The sequence below is a fragment of the Henriciella sp. AS95 genome, from assembly GCF_038900055.1.
In the GTDB taxonomy this organism is placed as follows: Bacteria; Pseudomonadota; Alphaproteobacteria; order Caulobacterales; family Hyphomonadaceae; genus Henriciella.
The window spans coordinates 1,213,925-1,236,119 of record NZ_JBBMQM010000001.1 but is presented as its reverse complement, the minus strand read 5'-3'; the positions used below and the strand labels follow the sequence as shown (position 1 = coordinate 1,236,119).

27 protein-coding genes and 1 other RNA gene are annotated in these 22,195 nt (G+C 58.2%); 15 read left to right on the top strand and 13 right to left on the bottom strand.

Translation table 11 applies throughout. The features are described 5' to 3' along the window. The first annotated feature begins 12 nt into the window (after positions 1–12). On the top strand, positions 13–942 hold the full coding sequence (gene serB, locus WNY37_RS06205) for a phosphoserine phosphatase SerB (protein WP_342972592.1): 930 nt from the start codon (positions 13–15) through the stop codon (positions 940–942). Here the strand turns inward: serB and WNY37_RS06200 are convergent. Then, on the bottom strand, positions 939–1,796 hold the full coding sequence (locus WNY37_RS06200) for a prephenate dehydratase (RefSeq protein WP_342972591.1): 858 nt from the start codon (positions 1,794–1,796) through the stop codon (positions 939–941). The genes serB and WNY37_RS06200 overlap by 4 nt on opposite strands. Before the next feature lie 241 nt (positions 1,797–2,037). Between WNY37_RS06200 and WNY37_RS06195 the strand changes: the two genes are divergently transcribed. Continuing rightward, positions 2,038–2,898 carry a cytochrome c family protein gene (locus WNY37_RS06195; RefSeq protein ID WP_342972590.1) on the top strand — a complete coding sequence of 287 codons (861 nt, stop codon included), beginning with the start codon at positions 2,038–2,040 and terminating at the stop codon, positions 2,896–2,898. 3 nt (positions 2,899–2,901) lie between these two features. On the opposite strand, the gene WNY37_RS06190 is transcribed toward WNY37_RS06195, so the two are convergent. From WNY37_RS06190 to hflK, 6 genes are all read right to left on the bottom strand, one after another. Further along, the gene (locus WNY37_RS06190) at positions 2,902–3,753 is read right to left on the bottom strand and encodes an NlpC/P60 family protein (RefSeq protein ID WP_342972589.1); all 852 of its coding nucleotides are present in this window, start codon (positions 3,751–3,753) and stop codon (positions 2,902–2,904) included. Positions 3,754–3,777: 24 nt separating this feature from the next. Then, positions 3,778–4,158 (bottom strand): MarR family transcriptional regulator, encoded by a 381-nt coding sequence (locus WNY37_RS06185; protein WP_342972588.1) that lies wholly within the window; start codon positions 4,156–4,158, stop codon positions 3,778–3,780. Positions 4,159–4,254: 96 nt separating this feature from the next. After that, positions 4,255–5,718 carry a Do family serine endopeptidase gene (locus WNY37_RS06180; protein ID WP_342972587.1) on the bottom strand — a complete coding sequence of 488 codons (1,464 nt, stop codon included), beginning with the start codon at positions 5,716–5,718 and terminating at the stop codon, positions 4,255–4,257. Positions 5,719–5,791: 73 nt separating this feature from the next. Further along, positions 5,792–5,989: a DUF2065 domain-containing protein gene (locus tag WNY37_RS06175; protein WP_342972586.1), complete on the bottom strand. Its 198-nt coding sequence runs from the start codon at positions 5,987–5,989 to the stop codon at positions 5,792–5,794. A gap of 26 nt (positions 5,990–6,015) precedes the next feature. Further along, on the bottom strand, positions 6,016–6,912 hold the full coding sequence (locus WNY37_RS06170) for a protease modulator HflC (RefSeq protein ID WP_342972585.1): 897 nt from the start codon (positions 6,910–6,912) through the stop codon (positions 6,016–6,018). A 2-nt stretch (positions 6,913–6,914) separates the two neighbouring features. Further along, positions 6,915–8,057 carry an FtsH protease activity modulator HflK gene (gene hflK / locus WNY37_RS06165; protein WP_342972584.1) on the bottom strand — a complete coding sequence of 381 codons (1,143 nt, stop codon included), beginning with the start codon at positions 8,055–8,057 and terminating at the stop codon, positions 6,915–6,917. Positions 8,058–8,147: 90 nt separating this feature from the next. Between hflK and WNY37_RS06160 the strand changes: the two genes are divergently transcribed. Further along, a complete protein-coding gene (locus tag WNY37_RS06160; RefSeq protein ID WP_342972583.1) occupies positions 8,148–9,317 on the top strand; it encodes a P-loop NTPase in 1,170 nt (389 codons plus the stop codon). 7 nt (positions 9,318–9,324) lie between these two features. Next, complete coding sequence (locus WNY37_RS06155; protein ID WP_342972582.1) at positions 9,325–9,669, top strand: DUF3088 domain-containing protein; 345 nt, start codon at positions 9,325–9,327, stop codon at positions 9,667–9,669. Between the two features lie 12 nt (positions 9,670–9,681). Here the strand turns inward: WNY37_RS06155 and WNY37_RS06150 are convergent, their stop codons facing one another. Both WNY37_RS06150 and WNY37_RS06145 read right to left on the bottom strand, forming a co-directional pair. After that, positions 9,682–10,590: an SMP-30/gluconolactonase/LRE family protein gene (locus WNY37_RS06150; protein WP_342972581.1), complete on the bottom strand. Its 909-nt coding sequence runs from the start codon at positions 10,588–10,590 to the stop codon at positions 9,682–9,684. A 69-nt stretch (positions 10,591–10,659) separates the two neighbouring features. Further along, on the bottom strand, positions 10,660–11,190 hold the full coding sequence (locus WNY37_RS06145; RefSeq protein ID WP_342972580.1) for a dihydrofolate reductase: 531 nt from the start codon (positions 11,188–11,190) through the stop codon (positions 10,660–10,662). A 129-nt stretch (positions 11,191–11,319) separates the two neighbouring features. Here WNY37_RS06145 and WNY37_RS06140 point away from each other — a divergent pair, with 129 nt between their 5' ends. From WNY37_RS06140 to WNY37_RS06130, 3 genes are all read left to right on the top strand, one after another. Further along, positions 11,320–12,066, top strand: coding sequence for a VUT family protein (locus WNY37_RS06140; protein WP_342972579.1), 747 nt, complete (start codon positions 11,320–11,322; stop codon positions 12,064–12,066). A 71-nt stretch (positions 12,067–12,137) separates the two neighbouring features. Continuing rightward, positions 12,138–12,923: an SDR family oxidoreductase gene (locus WNY37_RS06135; protein ID WP_342972578.1), complete on the top strand. Its 786-nt coding sequence runs from the start codon at positions 12,138–12,140 to the stop codon at positions 12,921–12,923. Positions 12,924–13,015: 92 nt separating this feature from the next. After that, a complete protein-coding gene (locus WNY37_RS06130) occupies positions 13,016–13,372 on the top strand; it encodes a carboxymuconolactone decarboxylase family protein (protein WP_342972577.1) in 357 nt (118 codons plus the stop codon). Between the two features lie 33 nt (positions 13,373–13,405). On the opposite strand, the gene aqpZ is transcribed toward WNY37_RS06130, so the two are convergent. Then, positions 13,406–14,089 (bottom strand): aquaporin Z, encoded by a 684-nt coding sequence (gene aqpZ / locus WNY37_RS06125; RefSeq protein WP_342972576.1) that lies wholly within the window; start codon positions 14,087–14,089, stop codon positions 13,406–13,408. 94 nt (positions 14,090–14,183) lie between these two features. Continuing rightward, positions 14,184–14,978: a thymidylate synthase gene (locus tag WNY37_RS06120; protein WP_342972575.1), complete on the bottom strand. Its 795-nt coding sequence runs from the start codon at positions 14,976–14,978 to the stop codon at positions 14,184–14,186. Positions 14,979–15,234: 256 nt separating this feature from the next. Here WNY37_RS06120 and WNY37_RS06115 point away from each other — a divergent pair, with 256 nt between their 5' ends. From WNY37_RS06115 to WNY37_RS06090, 6 genes are all read left to right on the top strand, one after another. Continuing rightward, on the top strand, positions 15,235–16,689 hold the full coding sequence (locus WNY37_RS06115; RefSeq protein ID WP_342972574.1) for a pilus assembly protein TadG-related protein: 1,455 nt from the start codon (positions 15,235–15,237) through the stop codon (positions 16,687–16,689). Positions 16,690–16,834: 145 nt separating this feature from the next. Further along, positions 16,835–18,163 carry a pilus assembly protein TadG-related protein gene (locus tag WNY37_RS06110; protein WP_342972573.1) on the top strand — a complete coding sequence of 443 codons (1,329 nt, stop codon included), beginning with the start codon at positions 16,835–16,837 and terminating at the stop codon, positions 18,161–18,163. A 1-nt stretch (position 18,164) separates the two neighbouring features. Continuing rightward, positions 18,165–18,520: a transfer-messenger RNA gene (gene ssrA, locus WNY37_RS06105) on the top strand. A 75-nt stretch (positions 18,521–18,595) separates the two neighbouring features. Then, on the top strand, positions 18,596–18,796 hold the full coding sequence (locus WNY37_RS06100) for a hypothetical protein (RefSeq protein WP_342972572.1): 201 nt from the start codon (positions 18,596–18,598) through the stop codon (positions 18,794–18,796). Between the two features lie 185 nt (positions 18,797–18,981). Further along, positions 18,982–19,479: a ClpXP protease specificity-enhancing factor SspB gene (locus WNY37_RS06095; RefSeq protein ID WP_342972571.1), complete on the top strand. Its 498-nt coding sequence runs from the start codon at positions 18,982–18,984 to the stop codon at positions 19,477–19,479. A gap of 4 nt (positions 19,480–19,483) precedes the next feature. Next, positions 19,484–19,942: a PaaI family thioesterase gene (locus tag WNY37_RS06090; protein WP_342972570.1), complete on the top strand. Its 459-nt coding sequence runs from the start codon at positions 19,484–19,486 to the stop codon at positions 19,940–19,942. A gap of 27 nt (positions 19,943–19,969) precedes the next feature. Here WNY37_RS06090 and WNY37_RS06085 read toward each other — a convergent pair whose 3' ends face one another. Beyond that, complete coding sequence (locus WNY37_RS06085) at positions 19,970–20,368, bottom strand: MAPEG family protein (RefSeq protein ID WP_342972569.1); 399 nt, start codon at positions 20,366–20,368, stop codon at positions 19,970–19,972. A 293-nt stretch (positions 20,369–20,661) separates the two neighbouring features. On the opposite strand from WNY37_RS06085, the gene WNY37_RS06080 reads away from it, so the two are divergent. Beyond that, positions 20,662–21,264 (top strand): hypothetical protein, encoded by a 603-nt coding sequence (locus tag WNY37_RS06080; RefSeq protein ID WP_342972568.1) that lies wholly within the window; start codon positions 20,662–20,664, stop codon positions 21,262–21,264. Next, positions 21,257–21,784 (top strand): hypothetical protein, encoded by a 528-nt coding sequence (locus WNY37_RS06075; RefSeq protein WP_342972567.1) that lies wholly within the window; start codon positions 21,257–21,259, stop codon positions 21,782–21,784. The genes WNY37_RS06080 and WNY37_RS06075 overlap by 8 nt, the downstream gene beginning before the upstream one ends. Before the next feature lie 37 nt (positions 21,785–21,821). On the opposite strand, the gene WNY37_RS06070 is transcribed toward WNY37_RS06075, so the two are convergent. After that, positions 21,822–22,178, bottom strand: coding sequence for a RusA family crossover junction endodeoxyribonuclease (locus tag WNY37_RS06070; protein WP_342972566.1), 357 nt, complete (start codon positions 22,176–22,178; stop codon positions 21,822–21,824). Positions 22,179–22,195: the final 17 nt, after the last annotated feature.

Sequence of the window (22,195 nt, the reverse complement as noted above, 5' to 3'; positions counted from 1 at the left end):
GAGATGGCGCAAATGGATGAAAAAACTTCAGATTACAGCCATGTCGCGACAATCGTGGCGCTCGGCAGCGACAAGCGCCAGGTCCTCGCCGACAGGCTGGAAACCGTGCTGCGCGATCATGGCGCGGTCCACATTGCGCCTGTTCGCCTGCTGAGCGGCGACAGCAAGTTTACCGCCATCGAACAGGCGCTGAACTCAGGCGATCCGGCCAGCCTTCGCAGATCCCTCGAAGCCGAATTTGCCAAAGAGGCAGACATCTGCGTCACCCCGACGCTGAACCGACGCAAGTCGCTTCTCATTTCAGACATGGACTCCACGATCATCCAGCAGGAATGCCTGGACGAACTGGCAGATTTTGCCGGTCTGAAGGCTGAAATTTCGGCGATTACAGAACGCGCCATGCGCGGCGAGTTGAATTTCGAAGAAGCCCTCAGAGAACGCGTCGGCATGCTGGAGGGCCTCCATATTTCGGCGCTGGAGCGCTGCTATACCGAGCGCATCACACTGATGCCGGGCGCTCGAACACTTGTCGAAACCATGAAGGCCGGCGGCGCGCATTGCGTCCTCGTTTCAGGTGGTTTCACCTTCTTCACGTCGCGCATCGCCAAGGCGGCAGGCTTCCATGCCGATCAGGGCAATACGCTGCTCGACGACGGTAAAGCGCTCACCGGCAAGGTCGGCGAACCGATCCTTGGCCGCGAAGCGAAGCTTACCGCCCTGCAGACCGAGGCGAAGAAACTGAACCTCACACCCAGTGACACGATCGCCATGGGCGACGGGGCAAACGACCTCGCCATGATCGAAGCGGCCGGGCTCGGCATTGCCTATCGCGCCAAACCGGTTGTGACCGCCGCTTCCGACTGCGGGATTTCCGTCACCGATCTCACAGCAGCCCTCTACTTCCAGGGCTACTCCGACAGCGAGATCGTCTGGGAGAACTAGCGAGCCAGCTTGAAGCGATCAGGGTGGCTCGGAAATACGCCGATAATCTTCAGCGATGTCGAGAAGAAACCGAGCTCTTCCAGGGCCAGTTGAACAGACCGCTCATCGGGGTGGCCTTCGATCTCCGCGTAGAATTGCGTGGCCGTAAAAGACCCGTCCACCTGATAGCTCTCCAGCTTCGTCATGTTGACGCCATTTGTCGCGAACCCGCCCATCGCCTTGTAAAGCGCGGCAGGAATGTTGCGGACCTGGAACAGGAAGGCCGTGACGGTTGGCCCGTCTGAATGGTCATGCTCAACCGGCTCAGGCGACATGATGACGAACCGCGTCGTATTGTGCTCCGCATCCTCGATATTGCGAGCCAGAATTTCCAGATCATAGACTTCGGCCGCCAATTCCGGCGCAATGGCCGCAACAGATGGATCGCCAGTCTCCGCCACAATGCGCGCGGCCCCGGCCGTATCGGCCGCAATGACGGCTTCAATCGCGTGCTCGCGCAGGAACCGGCGGCACTGGCCGAGCGCCATGATATGGGAGTGCGCCGTCTTCACCTCGCTGATCGGCGTGCCCTTGAGCGCCATGAGCTGGAAGCGAATGGGCATGAAATGCTCAGCTATGATGTGCAGGCTTGTGCCAGGCAGAAGGTGGTGAATATCACCAACACGGCCAGCGATCGTGTTTTCCACAGGGATCATGGCCAAGTCCGCATCACCGCGCTCGACCATTGCAATCACGTCTTCAAACGTTTTGCAGGCCACAGGCTCCATGCCTGGATACGTTTCTTTGCAGGCAATGTGAGAATTGGCTCCCGGTTCGCCCTGGTATGCAATCCGGCCGTTCTTCGCAGTGGTCATGGCGCACAGCCCCAAAAAAGATCCCGCACTATTCCATTGGTCGCGGGAATTAAAGTAGCGAATGGAAATTTCGCTCGGCTCGAGCGCTCATATCACGTCGTTCGACCGGTCAAATTGAGTGCGCCGTTTCGCCGCTGCTAGCAAAGGCGCAATCTATAAGACATCCCGTTATATTGCCACCGACTCGATAGCGTGTCAGAAGGCGCGCGAACCAAACTAACCACGTTAAAGGATGATCCCTATGGGCGATCTCTTCTGGAACAAAGTCTTCGGTGCCCTGCTCGCAGTGGCGCTGGGCGTCATGGGGCTGCGCGTTCTGTCTGAAACGGTGTTTTCAGGTGGGCACGGTGGCGGCGACCATCATGGCGAAGAAGAAATGTCGCTGAACGACTGGGCACACAGCCGTTTTGCTTATTACACCGATATCGCCGACACGGGCGGCGGCAGCAGCGAGCCAGAAGAAGTTTACGACCTTGGCGCGCTCCTCGCATCGGCTGATGCGACGTCAGGCGAGCGGGCCTTCAAGTCGAAATGCTCGACCTGCCACACCATTGAGCAAGGCGGCTCAAACGGCACCGGCCCGAACCTGTACGGCATTATTGGCTCAACCCATGCCCACCGCTCGGACTTCGGATATTCCTCCGCCATGGCCGCAACCGCTGGTGAGCCATGGAATTACGAGAACATCGACCACTGGCTGACCAATCCAGGGTCTTACATCCGCGGCACATCGATGGCGTTTGCAGGCCTGCGCCGCGATGATGAGCGCGCTGACGTGATCGCTTACCTCGCGTCGAACTCTCCGGACGCGCCGGCCTTCCCGGAACCGCTTCCTGAAGACGCTGGCGATGAGGCCGCAGAGGGCGAAACCGAAGGCGAAGCGACAGATGCATCTGCTGACGCAACCGAAGGCGACGCCGTCGAAGCCACGGTTACCGAAGAAACCGTGACGGAAACGCCGACCGAAGCGACCGGTCAAATCGAAACGGTCGATACGATCGACGATACCGCTCAGCCAGAAGGCAATGAAGGCGAAGTCGAACTCGCGCCGGCTGATGCCGAAGACGAGACAGCGACTGAGACTGAAACTGAAGACGAGTAGACGCTAAGCCGCGCTGAGCCATTCAGGCGTGCGCAGTCTTTCTTCGTAAATATTGATACGGCGGGCTCCAATGGGCTCGCCGTAATGCTTTGCGATCCGCTGGATTGCGCCTGACAGGGGCTCGGCCTCGACCGCCATGTGATACGCATTGGCATGCAGCAGCGTCATATCGTCGAGCATGATGCCAACATGACCTTTCCAGAAAACAAGGTCATTGCGCTGCAGGGCACCGGCCGCCTTCCAGTCCGCAATTGGCGCACCACTCCAGGCAAATTGCATGTCGCTGTCGCGAGGAAGCGTCACGCCACAAGCATCAAAAGCGGCCCGCGTGAGGCCGGTGCAATCAAGTCCCTTGGCGTCGCATCCTCCCCAGAGGTAGGGCGCGCCAATGAAGCGTTCGGCGGTCTTTGCAGGGTCGCTTTCGAGGTTCTCGACAGGCACGACATGCTGTTCGGGCACCCAGAATCCGCCTTCGATCTCAACAAAGCGCTCATCAGCCTTGCTGACGGCAAGGCGCGCCCCCATTGGCAGTTGAAGGCGCATCGCTGACTTCAGGTCTGGCCGCGCATAAGCGTGGCTTTGCAATGCAGAGACGCGATGGGTTGGCGCACTTTCGGTGCGGGCAAGATCGGACAGCAGGATCCAGCCGACATAACGGTCACGATTGAGCTGCGCGAGGCCGAATTCACCGACACGCTCGTATACACACAGGGTTTCGCCATACAGCGCCTGTGTCACCATTTCGCTATCAAGTCTCGGCTTGGACCGCACCGGCGCAAGACCTGCGCTAACGGTAACGGTGGAAAGCAGGGCGCCCTGAGTGATCGTCAGGCGCGCATCATCATAAGTCGGCACACTAGGTCCCTCGTCCCTTGCACGTCAGGCCGCAGCGGTTTTCCTGTCCACCGTCTGACGACCAATATCTTCACCCGCATCTGCTGCAACAATCAGGCCAGCATATTCGCGCAACCAGTTCATTCCATCGACTGTGCGCTCAAGGAAGACACTACGCAGGTCATTTTCGTCTTTTTGACGGCGAACAAAGCCTAATTTTTCAAGTGCATCCAGAGCACGGGTCACGGCCGGCTTGGCAAGATTGAGGTCCGCAGCGAGACCGCGCACTGTATGCGGTCCGGGCTGGAGGGCGATGGTCATGAAGATGGCCTGCTGCCGCACGGTCAGATCGCCGTCACTTGTGCGAACATAGGAGGCCACAGCACGGCGCCAGAGATCGAGGGCTTTGCGTTCTGTAAGAGCCATTGCGTTCACTCCAATTCGTTTCATCACCGAATCGGATGAGAATCTGATTTGGAAGACTCGTAAAGAGTCAACCATGCATGAATTGAATGGGTGACTCTAGCGGTCTGGATCGACGGTAAAAAACATTGTCTGGCCTGCGCGATAAACGCGAATCAGCAGGCCGCGGTCGGCTGGGGCATTCGCCGGGTCCAGCGCATCATAGGCGTCCTCGAGGCTGGAAATCTTCTCAAATCCCATTTCCGTGATGACGTCGCCCTTCTGCAATTTGCCAAAGCTCGGCCCGGTTGCCGACACCGAGTTCACCAGAACCCCATCGACATCGCGTGCGATCCCATAACGGCGCCGCGCATCATCATCGATCACCTTGATTTCTGCCCCGAGTGGATTTTGGGCCAGGGCATTCTCCGGCAGCGGCTCGCGCTCGGGCACATCAGCAGTGTTCTCAAGCTCGCCAATCGTGAAACTCACCGTACGGCGTTTCCGGTCGCGGATGATATCGACGTCCACCTCGCTATTGATTTCGGTTTCCGCGACGACGCGGGACAGGCCACGTACATTGTCGACGGGCTTACCGTCGAATGCCAGGACGAGATCTCCGACTTCAAAGTCAGCGCTGGCGGCCGGCCCCTCATCATCAATCGATGTGATGATGACACCTTTGGGCTCATCGATGCCATAAGCGCTGGCGATCCCCTGATCGATGCCCTGCACGTTAACGCCAAACCAGCCGCGCCGGGGTTTGCCGAACTCCTGGATCTGTTCCGACACCTGCCTCACCAGATTGGACGGAATCGAGAACCCCAGGCCGACCGAGCCGCCGGTCGGAGAAATGATGGCCGTGTTCACCCCGACAACTTCGCCATTCAGGTTAAACAGCGGCCCGCCTGAATTGCCGCGGTTAATGGCAGCATCCGTCTGGATGAAGTCATCATAGCGGCCTGACTGGATGTCACGATTGCGGGCGGAAATGATGCCTGCTGACACCGATCCGCCAAAGCCGAACGGGTTGCCAATCGCCATGACCCAGTCACCGACTTCGGCCGTATCGCTGTCGGCAAAGTCGACATGCGGCAGCGGATCGTCGCTCGTCACTTTCAGGACCGCGACATCTGTTTCCGGGTCGGTGCCGATAAGTTCGGCTTTCAGCGTACGGCCCGAATTGAAAACGACATTGATCTCGTCAGCGTTCTCGATGACGTGATTATTGGTGATCACGATCCCATCCGGCGTGACCAGAAACCCGGAGCCCAGAGACCCTTCCCGGCGGAAACCATCCGGGTCGCGCCCGAAGAACTCATTGAAGCGCTCCAGGGGCGACCCGTCGGGGAATTCCGGCAGGCCGTCGGGCGCAATCGTCTGGCTCGTCGTGATATTGACCACGGCCGGCATGAGGCGTTTGGCGAGGCGCGAAAAGGATTCTGGTGCCTGCTTCTGGTCAATGACCGAGACACTGTCGGATAGCGAAGAATCGGACTGGGCAAGGCGTTCTGATTGCGCTGTCGCCGTCAGCATCATTGAGCCTGCAACACTCGCCAGCAGTGATATGGCAATACGCTTCATGATCGGTCTCCGCGTCGGTCAGGCATCAATAATAACCAATAACTATGGCGCTTCGCAGGCAAAGCGCAACGGATCATGCAAAGCGGATTGCAGCGTAGAAAATGACGATGCCCAGCAAGGCCGACCAGATGCCACCACTGCGAATGCTCTCGACTGGCATTTTCGACAGCCAGTCAGCCATTCGCTTCATCGTTTCTGGCGCGGCCGCGTAAAGGATACCTTCAATCGCGAACCAAAGGCCGATGGCGGCAAGGATGATGCACCAAAGCATTGGCCGTCTCCCTTGCCGCCCTCAAACTAGCGCGGCGTACCGCTAATCCGGGCCTGATCGATGAAGTCATTGCACAGGCCGAGCTGGTTCGGCGCAACCACAATACGCGTACCATCTGTGAAAGCCTGCTCGCAGGCGATCAGGGCGCGCTGGAACCGGAAGAACTCCGGATCACGCTCATAGGCTTCGGCATAGATCTCGTTGCGTCGGGCATCGCCCTCACCACGAATCTCTTCCGACTCCTGACGCGCTTCAGCCAGAAGAACAGTCCGTTCACGCTCAGCTGTTGCTCGAACGAGGCGCGCGCGCTCATCACCTTCCGCGCGGATCTGCTCGGCTTCCTGGTTACGGGTCGCTTCCATCCGGCTGAACACCCGCTCGGACACATCGTCCGGCAGGTCTGCACGGCGGATACGCACATCGATGATCTGGATACCCCGGCCTTCAATTGCCGATGCAAGATTATCGCGGATTTCGTCCATCAGCTCGGAGCGTTGCCCGGAGATGATATCCTCCGGCAGACGCGAGGCCAGCGCGTTACGGATGGCCGCATCCGTGAAGTTCAGAAGCTGGCTCTCGGCTTCGCTCTGACGGTTGAGGCGCTGATAGAAGGCCAGCGGATCGGAAATCTGCCAACGCACGAAGGCATCAACGATCAACTGCTCCTGGTTCGATGCGTACGCTTCGATATTCGGCACATCGAGGCCAAGGTTGCGTTTGTCGTAAACGATGACGTTTTGAAGAAGCGGGATCTTGAATTTGAGACCTGCCTCTTCGGTGCCCGGTTCATTGTAAGCTTCAACAGCACGACCAACCTGCAGGAGCAAAGCCTGCTTGCGCTGATCGACGATGAAGAACGAATTGAACGCGATGATCAGGATGAGAACGATCGCGACAATAGAAATTATTCCAAACGGTTTCATGTCTATCGGCCCTGATTGTTGCGGTTGACGCTATCGAGCGGGAGATAAGGTACAGCGCCGGAATCATTGTCGAGAATGAGTTTGTCGCTGCGCTCCAAGACGCGTTCCATGGTTTCAAGATACATGCGCTCGCGAGTCACCTGCGGCGCCTGCTGATACTCAGCCAGAATTTGCTTGAAGCGATTGGCCTGACCGGTCGCATCGGCAATCACCTGATCGCGGTAGGCTTCAGCATCCTGCAGGATCTGTTGGGCCGCACCACGCGCGCGTGGAATGATGTCGTTCGCATACTTGTTGGCTTCCTGGACGGCACGTTCTGCGTCCTGGCCGGCATTCACCACGTCGATAAACGCGTCGCGAACCTGCGCTGGTGCCTGGGCCTGCTGGATCTCGACGTTCTGAATCTGCACGCCAGCGCGATAGTCATCGAGCAGGGCCTGCAGCTGTTGTCTCACCTGAACCTGAAGCTCATTCCGGCCCGTGGTGATGACATCGTTGAGATTAGATTTGCCAACGACTTCACGCATGACGCTTTCTGCGGCCGCTTTCACCAGGGGCGCACCAGCATCGATGTTCAGGATGAAATCTTCCGGGTCTTCATCGTCATAATACCAGAAGACACGGAACTGGACGTCGACGATATTCTCGTCGCCCGTCAGCATCAGCCGCTCATCATTGTTCTGACCGATCTGGGTAACCTGTTGCTTCTCGGACGGCATGACTTCATGCGTCTCGATCGGTGCTGGCAGGTGTACATGAAGACCAGGCGGAAAGTTCTTCTGCCATTGGCCAAAGCGGAACACAGCGGCGCGCTCGCCTTCGTCAACAACCACAACGCCGGTGCCGAGCCAGGCAATCACGGCGACCAGGCCAAGAAGCGCGAAGCTGAAAGGACCAAGGCCCTGACCGCCGCCGCCTCGGCGACCGCCACCATTGCCGCCGCGTCCGCGACGGAACCGTTCCTGCATCCGGCGCATTTGCTCTTCGAGGTCAGGGCGATTGCCGCCGCCGCCTCCACCGCCGCCGCCAGAGCCACCGCCTCCCGGGCGAGTCCATGGCGAGTCAGACTTTTTTTCGCCAGATCCCCATGGGCTGCCATTTCCCTTGGACGGGCTGTCCCCATCCTTGTTCTCATTCCAGGGCATTGCCCCTCCTTCATGACTGTCAGTCTATGGCCATATAGGCTTTGCAGAGATATGTGCACCCCATAAGGTCCGCATCAAGGAGTAAGCCGCATGTTTCGTGGCAAACCGCGACAATCCGACAAGCTTGAAAGCCGTATTCGCGCCGCTCTCGGCGACCCCGAATGGTTGCAGGGTATTGCAACGAAACCGGACGGCGCTGTCACCCTCGTCATCGAAGGCGATCCAGACGCCATGGAGGCTTCAGAGACCCGCCGGGTCGAAGCCGAAGCCCGCGCGCTCAACGTGAAGGGCGTCAAATCAGCCCGCGCCATTCTGACAGCAGAGCGCGCGCCCGGTTCCGGCCACACGCATGCAGAGCCGCCCCAGCGTCCCGGCACGCAGCGTGTCCGCAAAGGAGCCCGCCTCTCTGACGAAGCGGTTTCGCAAGGTCAGCCAAGTGCGCCTTCAACCGACCGCATCCCCGGTATTTCCCGCATCCTCGTCGTCGCCAGCGCCAAGGGCGGCGTTGGCAAGTCGACCATCGCAACCGGTCTTGCCGCTGCCTTCGCCAAACAGGGCCTTCGCACCGGCCTGCTGGATGCTGACATTTACGGCCCAAGTGCCCCGACCATGCTCGGCACGGGCGGCGAAGCACCCAAGACAAATGCGGACGGAAAACTGGTCCCAATTGAAGCGCACGGCATCCAGTCTCTCTCGATCGGCAATCTGTCAGACCCGGATGCGCCAATGATCTGGCGCGGGCCGATGGTCATGTCGGCGATCACCCAGATGCTGAACGATGCGGCCTGGGGCACCCCGGAAGACCCGCTCGACCTGTTGATCATCGATACGCCGCCCGGCACAGGAGACGCCCAGCTCGCCATCGCGCAGAAAGTCCCGGTCACGGCCGCCATCATCGTCACGACGCCGCAGGAAGTCGCGCTGGCAGATGTCAGACGCGGCGCCGCCATGTTCGCAAAAACGGCCGTGCCTGTGCTTGGCATCGTGGAAACGATGAGCTGGTTCGAAGACCCGGCCGGCAACAAACATTATCTGATGGGCGAAGGGGGCGGCAAAGCCATGGCCCAGAATCTGGGTCTGCCCCTGCTCGCACAGCTACCGATGCTGACCGAAATTCGCGAAGGCGGCGATGCCGGCAAGCCATCAGCCCTTGGGAATGGCCCGGCCAGACAGCTGTTCCACGACCTCGCCCGCGCCGTCGCGCTCAATCTCGACAGCCTGCAGACCAAGGCCCCGCCGAAAATCATCTTTGAGGAATGAGCCACTGATGAGCCATGATGTACTCTACCTGCTGAAACCCGGCGAAGACCCCGACTATCCCGGCGAGACGTTCTATTGCCCGCCCTGTGCGATGGTCGAAGGGGTGCTGGCCTCCTTCCCGGAGCTCGCCAGGAAGCTGGATATCAGGCGGGTCGATTGGCCCCGCCCGCGCAAGGATGTGGTCGCCGTGGTTGGGCAGGACAATCAGTCCCTTCCGATGCTGCTGCTGACTGAAGGCGAGACCTCGGCGCACCAGTCGGGCACGTTTGAAGGCCGCGCCTTCATCAATGAGCGGGATGCCATACTGGCAGCACTGTCTGAACGCCACGGCTTCCCGGCCCCGCACCCCTAATCAGCGGACGCCTCACGCGTTGAAGTTCAGCGTCAATCCCGGCTCCGGCCAGCGGCATTTGATGAGCTTTCCTGTGCCCGACATCGTGATGTAGGCATCGCGCATATCCTCGCCGCCAAAAGCAATATTCGTGACGAACGGGTCGGGCAGCGCGATGTGGGAGTGTTCGCCATTCGGCTGCACGGTCGTGATTCCGCCCTTAAGGATGGTGGCGACGCAGACATTGCCCGCTGCCGAAATGGCCAGGCTGTCGAAGTATCGAAGGTCAGGCATGCCAGCGACCACTCGGCCTTTGGTGAAAGGTGTCGCCTGTTTCGCAACGCCGGGGCTTTCGAGGTCATAGGCCCAGACGCGGCCTGTCATCGTGTCGGCGAAGTAGACGGTGTTCTCGTCTGGAGAGAGGCCGATGCCGTTCGGTGATATCTGGTTGTAGTCGAGTTCCTCCACCGTGTCCGACCCCGCCGCCATGAAATAGACCCCGCCCGTATCGCGATGCGTCGGATAGGTTTTGCCGAGATCGGTGAAATAGAGGTTGCCCGCCTTGTCGAACACAAGATCATTCGGCCCCATCAGGGGGCGGTCGCCACAATGGGTCGCGACCACCTCAACCGTTCCGGTCGACAGATCGATCCGCTCAATGCGCCCGCCCGAATAGTCTGGTGGGCAGTGTCCCGGGATCAGCAAGCCGTTGCGCTCATGATATAGGAAACCGCCATTATTGGTGCACCAGAGCGCGCCATCCGGTCCGATCGCCAGACCGTTTGGTCCACCGCCCGGCTCGGCGACAGTTTCGGTCTTCCCGCCCGCCCAGCATCGCGTAATCTTCTTGCTATCGATTTCGACGACAATGACCGAGCCGTCCGACATGACGACAGGGCCTTCCGGAAAGCGCAATCCGTCGGCAAAGATTTCAAAGTCCATTGCGAAGCTCCCTTTATTTTTCAGGAACTGTCGCTCGGACACTGTGAGGTGGCAAGTCGGTCCGCCGCGTCAGACGCCAGCTTCGGGACGCTCCAGAATACGGAAAACGAAGCTGTACTCGTTCTTCTCGTCTTTCTCATGAGAAGAGCGGCCGGCCTCGACAAACTCACTTTCATCAAATTCCGGGAAGCGGACGTCGCCATCGATCTCGGCGTCGACATCTGTGACATAAAGCCGGTCTGCGATCGGGACCGCCTTCTCATACAGCGATGCCCCGCCAATCACAAAGACTTCGTTTTCGCCTTCTTTCGCGGCGATTGCCCTGGACGCATTCACAGCCGCATTAAAGCTCGAATAGACCCGCGCGCCCTCCGCAGCATACGACCAGTCGCGCGTCAGCACGATATTGGAGCGGCGCGGCAAAGGCTTCTTCGGCAGGCTTTCCCACGTTTTGCGCCCCATGATAATCGGTTTGCCGGACGTGACCTTCTTGAACATCGCCAGGTCAGCCGCCAGGCGCCAGGGCAGATCACCATCCTTGCCAATCACGCCATTTTTTGCGCGTGCTACAATAATGGATAGTCTGACGTCGGCTGGCATTTAGACGTTCTCCTCATCGATCCAGCCAAACGAGTCCCAAGCTGAATATTTGTTCACCCGACTCTGTTCATCATGTATCCATTCCCCTAGTTCAATACCGCGCGCACTCAGGCAGAAAAGTTTCAACCGATGATACATATTTGGGATGGCATTGTTTCTGTACTGACGCGTCAACCGGAAGATCTGCCCCTCGTCCTGATCGGACTGACAGCCACTCTGGGACTGATTTACTACTTCAAGGGGCGGTTCTGGGCCTTTCTCTATTTCGCGACCATCCCGTTCCTGAACTGGTCGTTCGGCATCATCGAACCTTGGACGCTCGTCTCAGCGAACGACACCTTTAAACAAGGGGTTGAGCTTCACCCGCTGACCATGGTTACCGGGCTCGTCTTCGTGTTCCGCGACTTCGTGCAGCGCGGCATGGGCCATAAGGTGCTGGTCGTCATGGCGCTCGCGATTGCATGGTCATTCTATTACGCGTGGCCGGTTATCGCCTTGGCGTCGGGGATCGCTTTTGCCATTTCGGAAATCACCGACTGGTTGATTTTTACGTTCACGAAGTACCGCCTGTCGACGCGAATTATTCTCTCCAGCGCGGTTGCAGCGCCCGTCGACACGACGGTTTTTCTCTATGGCGCAGACCTCGCCATCCAGCTCAAGGACAAGGGCGCGCTGGAATATGGCGAATTATTCGGCCTGATACCGATGCCTCTGGCTGACGGTAACATGCTTCACTGGGCGAACTGGATTGTCTTCATCATCGGCAAGATGGTGGGCGCTGTCATCGTGTCCTATCTGATCCGGCGGCGCGAAGATGCCGGCACGATTGACCCCTATGATGATGACGGCTTCACGCCGGATGCCGCAAAGGCATGACCTGACGGGACTGTTTTCAAGCCGTCATTAGAAGCTATCCTTCCTGAAAACGCTTGTCAGGGAGATCAGTCATGGACATTGGAAGCAACACACCCGCCGTCGTTACAGGCGGCGCATCAGGCCTTGGCCGCGCCACGGCCGAGGCGCTTGCCGCACAGGGTGTAAAAGTCGCCATCTTCGACATTCAGGAAGACTTGGGCAAGCAGGTCGCCGACGCGATTGGCGGCGTCTTCTGCAATGTGAACATCCTTGATGAGGCCTCCTGCGAGGCCGGCTTCGAGAAGGCCCGCGGGGCACATGGTCAGGAGCGGATTACCGTCCACTGCGCAATGACCTCCGGACGTGGCAAGACGCTCTCCTTTGACAAGGAGTCGATGAAATACAAACGTACGCCAACCGAACAATATGATCGCGGCGCGCAGGGCATCCTCGTTTCATCCTACCGCATCGCCTCCATGTCTGCTGAGGGCATGGCAAACACAGAGCCGCTGAATGAAGACGGTGAGCGCGGGTCGATCACGCTAACCGCCTCGGTGGCCGCGCAGGACGCCCAGATCGGACAGGTCATCTATGGCTCATGCAAGGCCGGCGTGAACGGGCTCGTCCTGCCCATGGCGCGTGACATGATGGATGTCGGCATCCGCGTGAACTCCATCATGCCGGGTATTTTCGCAACGCCCCTCATGCTTGGCGCGCCGGAGAAGGTGCTGAGCAGCCTTGCCGCCTCAGTCCCCTTCCCGAAACGCCTCGGCAAACCGGAAGAGTTCGGCTCCCTGGCGGTCGAGATTGCCCGCAACACCTATCTCAACGGCCACAATTTCCGTCTTGATGGTTCGATCCGGATGGCGCCGCGCTAAGTCGACACGAGCGGTTCCGTATTTCCCCCTATCGCTTCCTGCGCTCTTCCTCCCCAGATGACCGGTGAGTTACACAGAAAAGGAGACCGCCCATGGCAACGGGAAAGAAGGATTATGCCGCCATCACCAACGGGGTGAATGAGGGCCTGTCTGGCCTCAGCAAAGTGGCCGGCGGAACGCTGAGCGCGTTCAGCAACCTGTCCAAGGCAGCAAATGCTGACGGCGCGATCGATCACAAGACCAAGGAACTGATCGCCCTCGCAATCGGCGTCGCCAAACAGTGTGATGCCTGTATCGGCTTCCACACCAAGGCCCTGAAAAAGCTCGGGGCGAGCGATGAGGAAGTCGCCGATGCGCTCGGCGTCTGCGTCTATATGGGTGGCGGTCCGTCGCTGATGTACGCCGCCGATGCGTGGACAGCGTGGCAGGCGCTCACGGACGCCGGATAAGAAGGTCCGGCGTCCGCATTCGCGGCGTGCGCTCTATTCTTCCGCTTCGACAATGCCCGCTTTCAGAACGAGGCCGGCAAGGCCTGCGCCGATCAGCGGAGCGACAAAGAACAGCCAGAGCTGCGTCAGGGCTGCCCCGCCGACGAAGACAGCCGGGCCGAAGCTGCGCGCCGGGTTCACCGACACGCCGGTCACCTGAATGCCCGTAATGTGGATCAGGGTCAGCGTCAGGCCGATGGCCATGCCGGCAACAGCGCCCGGTGCCGCCTTCTGGGTTGAGCCGAAGATAACGATCAGGAAGATGAAGGTCGCAACGATTTCAAAGACGAAACCAGACAGCAGGCTGTAACCGCCTGGTGAGTGCTCGCCATAACCATTCTGGCCGAGACCGCCCGAGGCGAGGTCATAGCCGGACTGACCGCTGGCGATCAGGTAGAGCACGCCGGCCGCGACAACCGCGCCAACGAATTGCGCGGCCCAGTAGAGCAGCATTTCATTCAGCGGCATCCGCCCGGAGACGAAGCTGCCAAATGATACGGCCGGGTTGATATGGCAGCCCGAAATCGGACCGATGCCATAGGCCATGCCGGTAATGGTCAGACCGAAAGCGAACGCAATGCCCAGCTGGCCGACCTGCTCACCAGCAAGGACGGCCGCGCCACATCCGAACAGGACGAGCGTAAATGTGCCGATCAGTTCGGCGACAAACTTTTTCATGATGATATTTCCCCTCATGAGCGGCCCCACGCCGCGGGGGATTTATCTGCCAAAGTTTGAACGTCTTGTCTCGCTAACAGTATGCTGCAGTGCGTCAGACGGCGACAGGCGCCTTGATGTGCTTGTGCGCCTCATAACCGACAAGCTCAAAGTCCTCATACTCCCAGCCGAAGAGATCAGTCTTGTCCGGATTGAGGATCATCTTCGGCGGAGCAAGCGGCTCACGGGTGAGCTGCAGCTTCGCCTGCTCAACATGGTTTGAATAGAGATGCGCATCGCCAAAGGTGTGCACGAACTCGCCCGGCTTCAGTCCTGTTGCGCGCGCCATCATCATGGTCAGCAGGGCATAGGAGGCGATGTTGAACGGCACGCCGAGGAAGATGTCCGCCGAGCGCTGATAGAGCTGGCAGTTCAGCTTGCCATCCATGACGTTGAACTGGAACAGGCAGTGGCAAGGCGGCAGCGCCATCTCATTCACGTCCGCCGGGTTCCAGGCGGAAACGACCAGTCGGCGCGAGTTGGGATTGGTCTTGATCTCGTTCAGAACCCAGTCGATCTGGTCGATCACACGGCCGTCCGGCGCGGCCCATGAGCGCCACTGTTTACCATAAACGGGGCCAAGATCGCCATTCTCATCGGCCCACTCATCCCAGATGCGAACACCATTATCCTTCAGGTACTTGATATTGGTGTCGCCCTTCAGAAACCACAGCAGCTCAATGATGATCGAACGCAGGTGCAGCTTCTTGGTGGTGAGAAGCGGGAAGCTGTCTTCAAGATCAAACCGCAATTGACGACCGAAGACACCGAACGTGCCTGTCCCTGTCCGGTCCCCACGGGCCGAACCATTGTCGAGCACATCCTGAAGCAGATCGAGATATTGGCGCATATCCGCATCAATGCCGACTCGGCCGCGCAAGTCCAGATCAGTTGCAGGCTGGAGCCTGCAAAACCCGTGAAAAACGCTCGATCCGCCTGACAGGAAGTTAACAAACTCCTTCCTCGATGCAGACAAAACCGGGCTTGGCTTAAGCGTGACTTTCATCTGCACACCGTACGGGTACGGCATAATAGCTGGAGCTAGTACAATGTTTGGGTTGGGTAAAACAAAAAATTTCCGCGCCGATAAGCGGGCCAATGTGTCCATGATTTTTGCACTGACGATGGTTCCGATCATCGCGGTTGCGGGCTTTGCGATCGATCTCCAGCTGGCTTTTTCCAAAAAGGGCAAGGTTCAGCATTCGATCGATTCAGCTGTCCTGGCTGGTGCGCGCATGATGCAAAGCACCAACAGCAAGGCGGAGGTTCGCAAGCACACACGCGCCTATTTCGAAGCGATGACCAGCACAGAAACCGGCGGTCTGACCTGCGAATCTCTCGCCATCGAATTTATCGACGACGAAAACATTGAAGCCTCCACAGTCTGTTACCAGCCGACCACGCTTTCGCGGGTCATCGGCCAGGAACGCGTGACATTCAAAGTCAACGCGGCTGCCACTTATGGCATCAGTAAACTCGATGTGGCTTTCGTCTTCGACATTTCAGGCTCCATGAGCTGGGGCACCAAGCTTTCAGACCTCAAGGAAGCGGCAAAGGATGCTGCAGACACCATTCTGCCAGAGCCAGGCTCATCCGGCGAAGGCGACGTTCGCATCGCCATGGTCGCCTATAATGACATGGTGAATGCGGGTGACTACTTCGAAGAAGTGACCGGCCTGAAACCACGCCGGACATACACGGCCACGAACAATACCCAGAAACGCGAAACCTACATCGAAACCGAAGAAGAGTGCGGTTATGTGTGTACAAGGTTTACTGGGCGATTTGGCTGGTGCCGTCAGTATGAGTACCAGTGTCGCGAGGAAGAGGTTGAGAAAGAACGCTGGGTCGATGTTCAGGAAACGGTTTACAAGACCATGACATCGACCTGTGTCTGGGAACGCGCTGGAGACCACGCGTTCAGTGACACCCAGCCTGAACAACTCCCAATGGGTGCCCTTGTCAGCGAGTTGCCGGAGCGGTCACTGAACGCCAGTGACACTGGCAACAATGAAGAAGGCTTCCTGTCGGCTGGATTTGCCTACTGGGACGACTACCGCGACCGCTGGAATACGACCGGCACGTCCTGCCGGAACGTCGAGCCTTTTGAACTCAACGACAATTCAACCCAAATCGCCAAGTACATCGATGATCTTTGGGCGAGTGGCGGTACGGCTGGCCACCAGGGCATTGAATGGGGCTGGTATCTCATCTCCGAGCGCTGGGGCGACGTATTTGATGTAAAAGCGACACCGCTTCCTTATGACGAGCCGGACTCGGTGAAAGCGATGATCATTATGACGGATGGTGACTTCCTGAACGAGCACCACGTCTCACAAGGGGACTCAAACGAGCAAGCCAGAAAACTGTGTGACGAGATCAAGAAAGAAGACATCGTCATCTACACGGTCGCATTCGAAGCTCCCGAAAAGGGCGAGGAAGTCCTGGAATACTGTGCGTCTGGCCCCGAATTCGCGTTCAAGGCAACCAACGGTCTCGAACTGAAGAAGAGCTATCAGTCGATTGCCCAGTCCATCGCGGACCTGCGTATCAAGAGCTAGACTCAGACGGATAATCAGCACAGGCCGGGCAGGGTTAATAACACCCTGTCCGGCCTGTCTCAATTGGACGGTTCACCTAAAACCCCCGGCAAGAGAAGCAAGCGATAGTCTATCCGTTGCTGGGTGGTGTTTGCGGGGGTGTGCCATGTCGATACCTGTTTCTCTGTGCAAGAACACAGTGCGTCCGCTCAGGCTGGAAGCCCTCGGCGATCGCGCATTCTCGCACATAAGATCCTTGACGGTTCGCGAGGGCGGGCAAGTCATCGTGCTGTTTGCTCTGGCGATACTGCCGATTGCTTTCATCGCCGGCTTCGCGATCGATTTCCAATTGCTGACCCAGAAGAAGGCCAAGGCACAGTACAGCCTGGATGCCGCAGTGATCGCCGGCACGCGCGCCTATCAGAGCGGCGCCAGCGCGACGGAAGTCACAAATGTCGTCAACAATTATTTCTACTCGGTGATCTCAAACACCGAATACAATCTCGAATGCGACCAGCCCACCGTCACCATAGACGATACGGAAGTCGAGGCGGCGGCCCAGTGCATCATGAACACGACCCTGTCAGCGATTGCCGGTATCGAGGAAATGAAGTTCAAGGTCGAAACCGGAACGGCGTACGGGATTGGCAAGGTCGATGTCAGCTTCGTGTTTGACGTGTCGGGCTCAATGTCCGGGACCCGAATCTCAGATCTGAAGGTCGCCGCCTATGACGCGGTGGACATTCTCATCCCGGATGATCCGCAGCCGGGTCATGAAGACGATGTGCGCTTGTCCATGGTCTCCTATAACGGGGCCTTCAAAGCCGGACCCTATTTCGAGGATGTGACGGGCCAGTCTCCCAACCAGACCTATACCTATTACAGCGATGGTCGCTGGAGGGATTTCGACTACACCACAACATGTGTGTTTGAACGCGGCGGCAGCGAAGCGTTCACGGCAGTCCTGCCCGGCCCTGGCCAATACCTTGAAGGCGCTGACGTCTTCGACCGGAACGATTGCGACAATGCCAGCCCTCCGCTCGAACTCACTGCGAATGAGGAGAGCCTCAACGCTTATATCGAAGCGCTCGAAGCAGGCGGCAATACCGCCGGCCATCTGGGTGTGGCGTGGGGATGGTACATGATCTCCCCGGAATGGGCATCGCTTCTTCCGACGACGAGCGCGCCGCTTCCCTATGATGAGCCAGATAGCGCGAAAGCAATCGTGCTGATGACAGACGGTGCCTTCAATACTGTCGGTGACCCCGGTATCGGGTCGTCGACCTGGCAGGCCAAGAAAGTGTGCGACAACATCAAGGCCGCAGATATCGTCATCTATTCGGTGGCCTTCCAGGCGCCCTCGGCCGGCGAAGAGGTGCTTCAGTACTGCGCCAGTGACGCCGAATCCTTCTTTACCCCGCAGAACGGCGAACAGCTCCGCTCAGCCTACCAGGCCATCGCCAGCTCGATTTCGGATCTCAGAATATCACACTGACGCCCTTTTAAGGGGGCGCCCGCAGCGCTATATTAAATGTGTCCTTCGGGACTATGGCGATAAACGCGCGTGTAATAAGCGGTTCGGACCCGGGGGCGGTACCCGGCGCCTCCACCAATATCCCTTCCTTCAGCGGGACGGTTTTGGGGGCGAAATAGGATCGACGGACGTGTAAAGACGATGCCTTCGCCCGGATGAGCTCCGTTAGAAGCTCACTCAACAATAGTTGCAAATGACAACTTTGCTGAAGGTGAACTGATGGCCGCGTAAGCGGTCGGTAAGTGAACCGAACTTAACTCCTAGGGCTTCAGCGCCTTAGGCGGGGCCCGGAGGCGCCTGGCAACAGAAGCCTCCACCTTACCCCCTTTTTTCCTCCCTGCCGGAACAGCCGGACAGGCTTTGGCGTTGCTCCTGAAACGAATGGAGTAAACTATGTCATCTTTCGCACTGTATATTTTAGGCTTTGTGATCTTTCTGGGCGGTCTGATCTGGGCAGCAGTTGCGCTCGGACTACCGGGCCAGTGGGTTGCGATCGGCGCCGTGGTGCTATTGGGCATCGGCCTCATCACTGCAGTCACGCATACGCGCGCCAAAGATGAGACCGTCGCATCCGATGGTGAGCCCAGCGGCTAATTTTAGCCAAAACTAAAATACGGCCCGCGCTTGTATTATTGCAGTGCGGGCCTTTTTTATGTGCTGTAACGAGAATTATAAACGTCGGCGCGCGAACGTGGTAAAATAGCCTCGCTTTCTGAACGAAGCGAGTTGAATGCGCCAAATTCTGCCTTAAAACGTACCTATAGACAGGGATGGACTGGATGACGGATTATATCGGCTACGAAGCGCTTACTCAGGCTGCCATGCGAGGCGTGGTCCGGGAAGCCCTTCGCGAGACCGCTCGCAATGGGGCAGCACCTGGCGACCACCATTTCTATGTGACCTTCCGCACCAAGGCGCCGGGCGTAAAAATGGCCGAGCACCTTGTCGAACGGTTTCCTGAAGAGATGACCATTGTCGTCCAGCACCAGTTCTGGGACCTGGAAGTTTTTGACGGACATTTCGAAGTCATCCTCAAATTCAATGGCGTGCCTCAGCACCTCTCCATCCCGTTCGCAGCGCTGTCCCGCTTCGTCGATCCAGCCGTGAATTTCGGCCTTTCCTTCGAGAAGAATGACTCCGCAACGTCGACGGGTCAGGACGTCGTCGCTCCTGCTGCTGCGGCCATGGCAAATCCCCAGGCCAATGAGCAGAAGCTAGCCTCCGGCGATGACGGCAACGGCACGGTCGTCAATTTCGAAGCGTTCCGCCGAAAGTAGGCCATTGGCTGATCCGAACGAGGAAAAACCGCGCCTTAGCGACGCTGAAATGCTCGCGCGTTTTCGCAATTCGGATAAGCGCCCCGCCTGCTCAAATACGCTGGGCATGCAGCTTGCCGAAGTCCACCAGGATGAGATGCGGGTCGTCGTCGACTTTGTCGCCGATGAAAGCTTTGCCAATCCCACAGGCGCCATTCAGGGCGGCTTTATCGGCGCCATGCTCGACGAAGCCATCTCGACCAACATCATCATCGCATCGAATGTAACGATGACGGCGCCGACACTCGAGATGAAAGTCTCCTACCTCGCCCCGCTTTTCGTTGGCCCGGCCAGGGTTGAGGCAAAGATCCTGAAATTCGGAAAGACGGTCTGCTTCTCGGAAGCGAGATGCATGGATCCCGACGGCAAGGTCGTCGCCACGGCCACCGCCACCGCCGCCCCGAAACCCTTCAAGCGGTTCTGACAGGCAGAAATCCGCCGCCGGGCGTGACTAGAGCGCGCCGGTCGCGCAGACGTAGAGTACCATCAGCGTCCCGAAGAGGCCCACTGACCAGACGATGGTGCGAATGACAGAGATGCCCAGAAGATAGATCGGCGCATAGGCAAGGCGTGACCAGAAATACAGCGCCGCGCCCATCTTGGTCACGCTGTTTTCAAGGTCTGCCGTCTCGATGATCAGGATCGCAAATCCGAATAACACTAGGCCTTCGATATGATTGGAAATCGTTCGTTTCACACGGCCGGAAAACACGTTTTCACGGGCAGCTTCATCCCGAGGGCCAACGGCGTAGCCCATACCATTGTGGACGACGGTGTTTGCCGCCTGCGCCACTAGCAAACCGATCAAAATGACAATCGAACCGAACAGATACATCAATTCCTGAGACATGGTGGCGCTTCCTTCCCGTTTTAGTTTTATTGAGCGTATTCCTGTTCGGTCTGATTTTCCATTTCGCTAAATTAAAGCTGCAAATTCAATCGGTTGCCCGGACGCTCATAGATAGGCCGTTGCGATCGCCCACCCTGCGCCCTGCCGGCCGTGATCCAGTATCCATAAGACGGATGCTGGGCCGTTCACCTGCCCTCGCCGGCGATGACAAAAATAAATCAATCCGGGAATGAACCGATTTCTCCCGATCCCGCGCCAATACTCATAGGGCAATGCGAGCGCAGGAGATGATGATGCTGGGTAAATTGTTCAGCCGGAAGAAGAACAAACGCAGCGAAGATGCTTCCGCCGATTCGCCTCAATCGGGCCGCGAAGCCGACTTCACACGTCCAGAGGATTTCTCGGTAACCGCCCGTGACCTGATGACCGAGCCAGCCAAACTGGAGACCGCCTTCGCGACGGCTGTGTCGAAAGCAGACGCGGGCGAGCCCTTTGGTGTCGCTCTGTTCTTCGCGCTTCGCGAGATTGCGCAAAACAGCCAGTATGTGGATGAGATGGTCGACGAACTCCCGCCATGGGCGTTCGGCAAGCTACCCACCGAACATTTCGCCTATATCGCGCATCAATGGGCCCGCGCCACGACGGAAGACGAAAAAGCCGAGCACACACGCTTCAAAACCTATGCGATCCTCGCTGGATGGCGGCCGGGCGATGCCAATGCATACTGGTTGAGCTACCGGACCGGCGGAATCCGGGAGCTGCCCTCTCTGACACGCGACCCACTCGGGCGCGAGCACCTGCCGGAAAACCTGGAGATCAGCGAATCTGAATTGCAGGTCTACGCTCATCTGAGCGCCGAGGCGGAGAAATTCATGGGAGCTGCCGGTCATGCTTGAAGCCGAACTGATTCGAGGGCCGATGGGCCATGATGTGTCACCGAACAAGGTCGGTCTTGATTTCCAGACCACATATGACGCCATCGGCGCGGCGACGGAGAAATGCAAGGAAGCGTTTGATTTCTATGGCGCTCAGCTCTGGACGGAGCTGGCCAATGCCGGGGGCCGACTCTCTGCTATCGACCAGACCGTCGACCGCCTGCCACCTACGGCATTCGGTCGGGTCGCGCCATCAACGCACTTCACTGCCTTGACCAAGGAATGGGCGACCTATCGAACCCAGTCCATTCCGACCGGCTACGCCCTGTTCAAGAAGACCATGCTGTACGCAGGCTGGAAGCCCTCGCACGTGAATTCATTCCTCGTCATCTCCATGCGCATGGAGGAAATGATGTTTGGCGAAGCGATGATCGCAGAGTCGCCGCCGGATTTCAGCACACTCGACCAGAGCGACCTGAATGAACGTGAGCGATCTGTTGTTGCGATGATGCAGGAGAAAAATGAAGTTCAGTCGGCCTGAACCGGTTCAGCCACCCTTCTGAATTCAAGCTGCAAATTCAATCCATCGCCTCGACGCGCATATAGATGCCTTCGCGGTCGCCAACCCTGCGCTCGACCAGAAGACGGGCCACCTGATGATCGTCGACAAAGGCGTTTCCTGTCACGCTGTCGAGAAGCGCCTTGGCAAGATTGTCGAGATCCATCCACGGCGGATCGCCGGTATATTCCATCACGATGTGGACGGCATAATCGCCATGCCCCGGACGCAGACGCGTGAAATCCTTACGGAAGAATTCCCTCAGCAGCGGCTTGTAATATTTCGCCTGCGTCGTCAGCCCGAAACAACGCACTTCCAGCGCGCCTTCGTCAGTGATCCGGGCACGAACCTTGCCGTTCTTGATCCACTCGTCCATGGCGTCAGCGTATCGAA

Excerpts from the sequence above, each read along its gene's own strand:
- serB (WP_342972592.1), top strand. The coding sequence starts at position 13 with ATGGATGAAAAAACTTCAGATTACAGCCATGTCGCGACAATCGTGGCG.
- WNY37_RS06200 (WP_342972591.1), bottom strand. The coding sequence starts at position 1,796 with ATGACCACTGCGAAGAACGGCCGGATTGCATACCAGGGCGAACCGGGA.
- WNY37_RS06195 (WP_342972590.1), top strand. The coding sequence starts at position 2,038 with ATGGGCGATCTCTTCTGGAACAAAGTCTTCGGTGCCCTGCTCGCAGTG.
- WNY37_RS06185 (WP_342972588.1), bottom strand. The coding sequence starts at position 4,158 with ATGGCTCTTACAGAACGCAAAGCCCTCGATCTCTGGCGCCGTGCTGTG.
- WNY37_RS06180 (WP_342972587.1), bottom strand. The coding sequence starts at position 5,718 with ATGAAGCGTATTGCCATATCACTGCTGGCGAGTGTTGCAGGCTCAATG.
- WNY37_RS06175 (WP_342972586.1), bottom strand. The coding sequence starts at position 5,989 with ATGCTTTGGTGCATCATCCTTGCCGCCATCGGCCTTTGGTTCGCGATT.
- WNY37_RS06170 (WP_342972585.1), bottom strand. The coding sequence starts at position 6,912 with ATGAAACCGTTTGGAATAATTTCTATTGTCGCGATCGTTCTCATCCTG.
- hflK (WP_342972584.1), bottom strand. The coding sequence starts at position 8,057 with ATGCCCTGGAATGAGAACAAGGATGGGGACAGCCCGTCCAAGGGAAAT.
- WNY37_RS06160 (WP_342972583.1), top strand. The coding sequence starts at position 8,148 with ATGTTTCGTGGCAAACCGCGACAATCCGACAAGCTTGAAAGCCGTATT.
- WNY37_RS06155 (WP_342972582.1), top strand. The coding sequence starts at position 9,325 with ATGAGCCATGATGTACTCTACCTGCTGAAACCCGGCGAAGACCCCGAC.
- WNY37_RS06150 (WP_342972581.1), bottom strand. The coding sequence starts at position 10,590 with ATGGACTTTGAAATCTTTGCCGACGGATTGCGCTTTCCGGAAGGCCCT.
- WNY37_RS06145 (WP_342972580.1), bottom strand. The coding sequence starts at position 11,190 with ATGCCAGCCGACGTCAGACTATCCATTATTGTAGCACGCGCAAAAAAT.
- WNY37_RS06140 (WP_342972579.1), top strand. The coding sequence starts at position 11,320 with ATGATACATATTTGGGATGGCATTGTTTCTGTACTGACGCGTCAACCG.
- WNY37_RS06135 (WP_342972578.1), top strand. The coding sequence starts at position 12,138 with ATGGACATTGGAAGCAACACACCCGCCGTCGTTACAGGCGGCGCATCA.
- WNY37_RS06130 (WP_342972577.1), top strand. The coding sequence starts at position 13,016 with ATGGCAACGGGAAAGAAGGATTATGCCGCCATCACCAACGGGGTGAAT.
- aqpZ (WP_342972576.1), bottom strand. The coding sequence starts at position 14,089 with ATGAAAAAGTTTGTCGCCGAACTGATCGGCACATTTACGCTCGTCCTG.
- WNY37_RS06120 (WP_342972575.1), bottom strand. The coding sequence starts at position 14,978 with ATGCGCCAATATCTCGATCTGCTTCAGGATGTGCTCGACAATGGTTCG.
- WNY37_RS06115 (WP_342972574.1), top strand. The coding sequence starts at position 15,235 with ATGATTTTTGCACTGACGATGGTTCCGATCATCGCGGTTGCGGGCTTT.
- WNY37_RS06110 (WP_342972573.1), top strand. The coding sequence starts at position 16,835 with ATGTCGATACCTGTTTCTCTGTGCAAGAACACAGTGCGTCCGCTCAGG.
- WNY37_RS06100 (WP_342972572.1), top strand. The coding sequence starts at position 18,596 with ATGTCATCTTTCGCACTGTATATTTTAGGCTTTGTGATCTTTCTGGGC.
- WNY37_RS06095 (WP_342972571.1), top strand. The coding sequence starts at position 18,982 with ATGACGGATTATATCGGCTACGAAGCGCTTACTCAGGCTGCCATGCGA.
- WNY37_RS06085 (WP_342972569.1), bottom strand. The coding sequence starts at position 20,368 with ATGTCTCAGGAATTGATGTATCTGTTCGGTTCGATTGTCATTTTGATC.
- WNY37_RS06080 (WP_342972568.1), top strand. The coding sequence starts at position 20,662 with ATGCTGGGTAAATTGTTCAGCCGGAAGAAGAACAAACGCAGCGAAGAT.
- WNY37_RS06075 (WP_342972567.1), top strand. The coding sequence starts at position 21,257 with ATGCTTGAAGCCGAACTGATTCGAGGGCCGATGGGCCATGATGTGTCA.
- WNY37_RS06070 (WP_342972566.1), bottom strand. The coding sequence starts at position 22,178 with ATGGACGAGTGGATCAAGAACGGCAAGGTTCGTGCCCGGATCACTGAC.